Below are 4,072 nucleotides of genomic sequence, written 5' to 3' on the forward strand. Positions count from 1 at the left end.
GCGTGGGACTGCTGGGCCGGGTGGGACTGCTGGGCCGGGTGAGACTGGGAGTTTCCGTACTGAGACAGAGGATCCGCCGATCAGGTCAGGGCCGCCATGGGTCCACCCGGACTGGATGAGGTGTTCCACACCAGTCCGCGTATCGTCCGGAGGCCGGGGGTACGGCCGGGTTTCGCGACCGGACCCACCGGCGGGTCATCCCCGCTAGGGCGCTCGCACCGACCTCGCACACCCGACCGTTCGGCCGGGCGCGGACGGCCTTGCAAGCCGTCGTTCTGTTCAAGGTACATCGCCGTCCCGCCACGCGGAGTGTGAGAGACGCCGATCCTGCGGCTGTACGTCTCGGGCTCACCCGCCGGTTCGTCCCGGGTTACTCCTTCGGGCGAGCGGGTCGCCGGCCGCGGTCCGCAGCCCCCGGTCGCGGCGGTGACGTGCCCGGCCCCACGGAAGTGGGTGGTCCCACCGGAGTGTCCGATCCCACGGCGGGGTCCGGCCCGATCGGGGAGGGCCGCCGTCTAGGCCCGCAACCGGCGGGCGAGCAGCAGTCAGAGCAGCAGCGGGGCGAACGGCATCGCCGTGAGGTTAGGGGTAGACGAACGGAAAGCCGGAGTACACCGCCCCCCGCGCCGGGGGCGGGATAGGGATCGAGCCCGTGCTGCCCGGCCGCGCCGGCCCGCAGGAAGACGTCGACGTCGTAGTGGCCGATCCGGGTGATCAGCCCGAACCAGACCAGCATGACCAGTCCGGCGACCAGCAGGCTGGGCCGACCGGGTGGCGTCGGCCATGGCAGTCCCCGGACGGGCTATCGGTCATCCGGGCCGGGCCGGCTCCCACGTTCGTCGCCACGGCGATCGTCCTCGTTGCCCCGCACGCTTCCTCAACTCCACCCGTTGCGTCAGAAGGCGAGTTCGGTGACCAGGTGGATGACCAGTCCCACGAGGGCACCGACGACGGTGCCGTTGATCCGGATGAACTGCAGGTCGCGACCGACGTGCAGCTCGATGCGCCGGGAGGTCTCGTCGGGCTGCCAGCGGCCGACAGTATCTCCGATGATCGCGGCGATGTCGTCCTTGTACCGGCACACCACGCGGGTGGCCGCGTTCGCCACGGTGTGGTCGACGGTGCGCGCCAGCTCCGGATCGGTGGCGAGCTGGGCGCCGAAGGCCGCGAGTTCGTCGGTCGCGCGGACCCGGGCCGTGCTGCCCGGATCGGAGGCGAGATCGAGCAGGATGCTTTTCGCCGTGGCCCACATGGCGGAGATCACCCGGTCGACCTCGGGATGGGCCAGGAGCCGGTACTTGATTTGCTCGACCTGCCGTCCCAGCGCCTCGTCGGTGCGCAGCCGGCCGGCGAAGCCGCGCAGGAACGTGTCCAGGGCGCGGCGTGCCCGGTGCTCGGGGTCGGTGCGCAGCGCCTCGGTGAAGCGCAGCGCCTCGCTGTACGCCTTGGCCGCGACCGCCTCGTCCAGCCACTTCGGCGACCAGCTTGGTGCCCGGTCCTGCACGGTGCGGGTGAAGACCTCCGGGTTCTGCTTCAACCACGTCTCGGCCTCGGTGACGATCACGTCGACCAGTCGATGGTGCAGCCGGTCCTCGACCACCCGTTCCAGCGCCATTCCGAGGGCCCCGGCCCAGGGCCGTTCGACGATGCGGGGCAGCACCGCCTTCTCGACGAGTTCGCGGACCAGATCGTCGTTCATCCCGGAGATCATCGCGGTGAGCCGCTCCGCAGCCTCGGTCGTGACCCGTTCGGCGTGCGACGGCTGGCGCAGCCAGGCACCGACCCGGGCGGACACTCCGATGCCGTCGATCTTCTCCCGGATCGCCTCCTCGGCGAGGAAGTGGGTGCCGACGAAGCTCTCCAGGCTCCGACCAAGCGCGTCCTTACGCCGAGGAATGATCGCCGTGTGCGGGATCGGGAGGCCGAGTGGGTGGCGGAACAGCGCGGTCACCGCGAACCAGTCGGCCAGTGCGCCGACCGCGCCCGCCTCGGCGGCCGCGGCCACGTACCCGATCCACTCCGGGCCACCGCGGGCCTGCCAGCGGGCGGCGAGGAGGTAGATCGTCACCACCGCGGCAAGCAGGCTGCCGGCGATGAGCCGCATCCGGCGAAGCCCGCGGCGCAGGCCCGCCTCGTCGGTCGTGCCGCGCGCGAAGCCAGCCGACACCGGCCCGGAGACGCCCTCCGGATCGTTCATCGCCGCCCGTTCGGTCGGCCGCCCGTCCCGCCGCCCACTGAGATCCTCCTGCTCGTTCCGCCAGCCGGATCGGCGCGGACCGACCAGGCTGGCGGGCGAGCCTGGCGGTGTCGGACGCGACGATCCTCGGCCACCTTATGCGGGAGCACCGCCCATCCGGACCGGCGTGGGGATCATTCGGTCTGGCGCCGGATCCGTCGCTGGATGACGACCAGATCGACGATGGCGACGAGGGCGAGGAAGGCGAGGACCGCGGCGCCGGCTGTCTGCCCCCGGACGGCGAAGAAACCGGCGAAGACCCCGCAGAACACCAGGCCGAACGCGGCGAGGACGCGGCGTAGCCCGAATGCGCTGCGAGCCGGGGGGAACCTTCCCGGATCGGAGGAGCCGGAGGAGAAGGCGCGGCGCCACCAAGGCCGGTGCCCGAGGGCACTACCCCGGTCGCGTTGGTGCGGCAGGGAATGGGTCACAGGCACCGGTATGCCCCGCCCGGACGGGGCGAACCGGTCGCCCTCGTCGCCGTTGCGGGGCTGGTCCTCCCGGGCCGCACGGACGGCATGGAGCGGGCCGGCACCGACGTCGGTCAGCCCTCGGTGGTCGGTCAGCTCACGGGTGGCCGGTCAGCCCTCGGCTGCCGACGTGCCGTGGCGGCCCGGCAGCCTGGCGGTCATCGCGGATCTCGCCTCGTCGCTGACGAGGCGCTCGGTGAAGATCGCGCTTTCGGCGTCGATGCGCGCCAGCACCTCCGGTGTCCCGCCGTCGTGCAGCAGGGCGCGAGCTGCCGCGAGCGCCTGCGGCGGCTGGGCCAGCAGTGCCGCCACCCGGTCGTCGACCCGGGCGCGTAGCGCTTCGGCGTCGGGAAGCACCTCGGTCACCACCCCCAGTCGGGCGGCCTCGGCCGCTCCGAGGGACTCGCCGAAGTAGACGATGCGGGCAGCGATGGCTGGCCCGACCCGGCGGGGTAGCAGGAGGGTTGACCCGAACTCGGGGATCACCCCCAGGTTGACGAACGGCATCCCGAGAGTGCTGCGCTCGGTCGCATAGACGAGGTCGCAGTGCAGCAGCAGCGTGGTCCCGATGCCCATCGCGGGCCCGTCGACCTCGGCGACGAGAAGTTTCGTGCTGCGGGCCAGCGTCCGGATGAAGGTCAGCGTCGGACCCTCCGCCCGGAGGGCGTCGGTGGCCAGAAAGTCGACCAGATCGTTGCCGGCGGTGAAGGATCCACCGCTGCCGGTCAACCGGATAACCCGGATCTCCGGGTCGGTCTCGGCCTTGTCGAACGCCTCCGTGAGGGCGACGTACATCGCCTGGGTGAGGGCGTTGCGTTTCTCCGGGCGGTTGATCCGTACCGTCAGCGTGCCCTGGCCGGGTTCGCTCTCGATCTGGCTGCTCATCCGTGTCTCCTCACCGGTCCGTCGGGTTCCTTGACCCGGCCGTGCTCCTGACCCGGCCGTGCCCAGGGGCGTCGGCCGTGCTCCTGACCCGGTCGTGCCCAGGGGCGTCGGCCGTGCCCAGGGGCACAGTGCCACCGGCTGGCCTCGGGTGAAAGCAGTTGTGTCACCTCCGCCGCTTCCGTGACCTCCGCCGCTTCCGCCAGCCGGGCCTCGCTCGGCGATTAACACAGCGGTTCAGCAGCAGCTCATTGGACGGGAGTTGATGGGGAGGTTCGTCGTGGAGTGGCTGTGGAGTGATTGAAGCTCTGGCGGACCGGGTAGGGCCCGATCGGCAATCGCCAACACCTGATCGGCAATCGCCGACGGGGGGTGAACCGGTGGGGCCGGGTGCCCCAATTCCCGCCCCCGGGTGTCTGCAATGTCTACAACGTCTGCAATGTCCGTAATGGGACCACTCTCCATGGTCTGGCAAGAGGCGGGA

The 4,072-nt window shown here is 71.2% G+C and carries 3 protein-coding genes; all 3 read right to left on the minus strand.

Features of this window, described 5'->3' with window-relative positions; genetic code table 11:
- Positions 1-895: 895 nt before the first annotated feature.
- Entirely contained in the window at positions 896-2,197 is a 1,302-nt protein-coding gene (locus AC08OP_RS22010; protein WP_476615920.1) for a DUF445 domain-containing protein, read from the minus strand.
- 173 nt (positions 2,198-2,370) lie between these two features.
- On the minus strand, positions 2,371-2,673 hold the full coding sequence (locus tag AC08OP_RS22015) for a DUF6343 family protein (RefSeq protein WP_476615921.1): 303 nt from the start codon (positions 2,671-2,673) through the stop codon (positions 2,371-2,373).
- Between the two features lie 144 nt (positions 2,674-2,817).
- Positions 2,818-3,591 (minus strand): enoyl-CoA hydratase-related protein, encoded by a 774-nt coding sequence (locus AC08OP_RS22020; RefSeq protein ID WP_476615922.1) that lies wholly within the window; start codon positions 3,589-3,591, stop codon positions 2,818-2,820.
- Positions 3,592-4,072: the final 481 nt, after the last annotated feature.

The sequence above is a fragment of the Frankia sp. CeRuru1 genome, from assembly GCF_977966315.1.

Coding starts and splice junctions, on each gene's coding strand:
- AC08OP_RS22010 (WP_476615920.1), bottom strand. CDS start 2,197: ATGAACGATCCGGAGGGCGTCTCCGGGCCGGTGTCGGCTGGCTTCGCG.
- AC08OP_RS22020 (WP_476615922.1), bottom strand. CDS start 3,591: ATGAGCAGCCAGATCGAGAGCGAACCCGGCCAGGGCACGCTGACGGTA.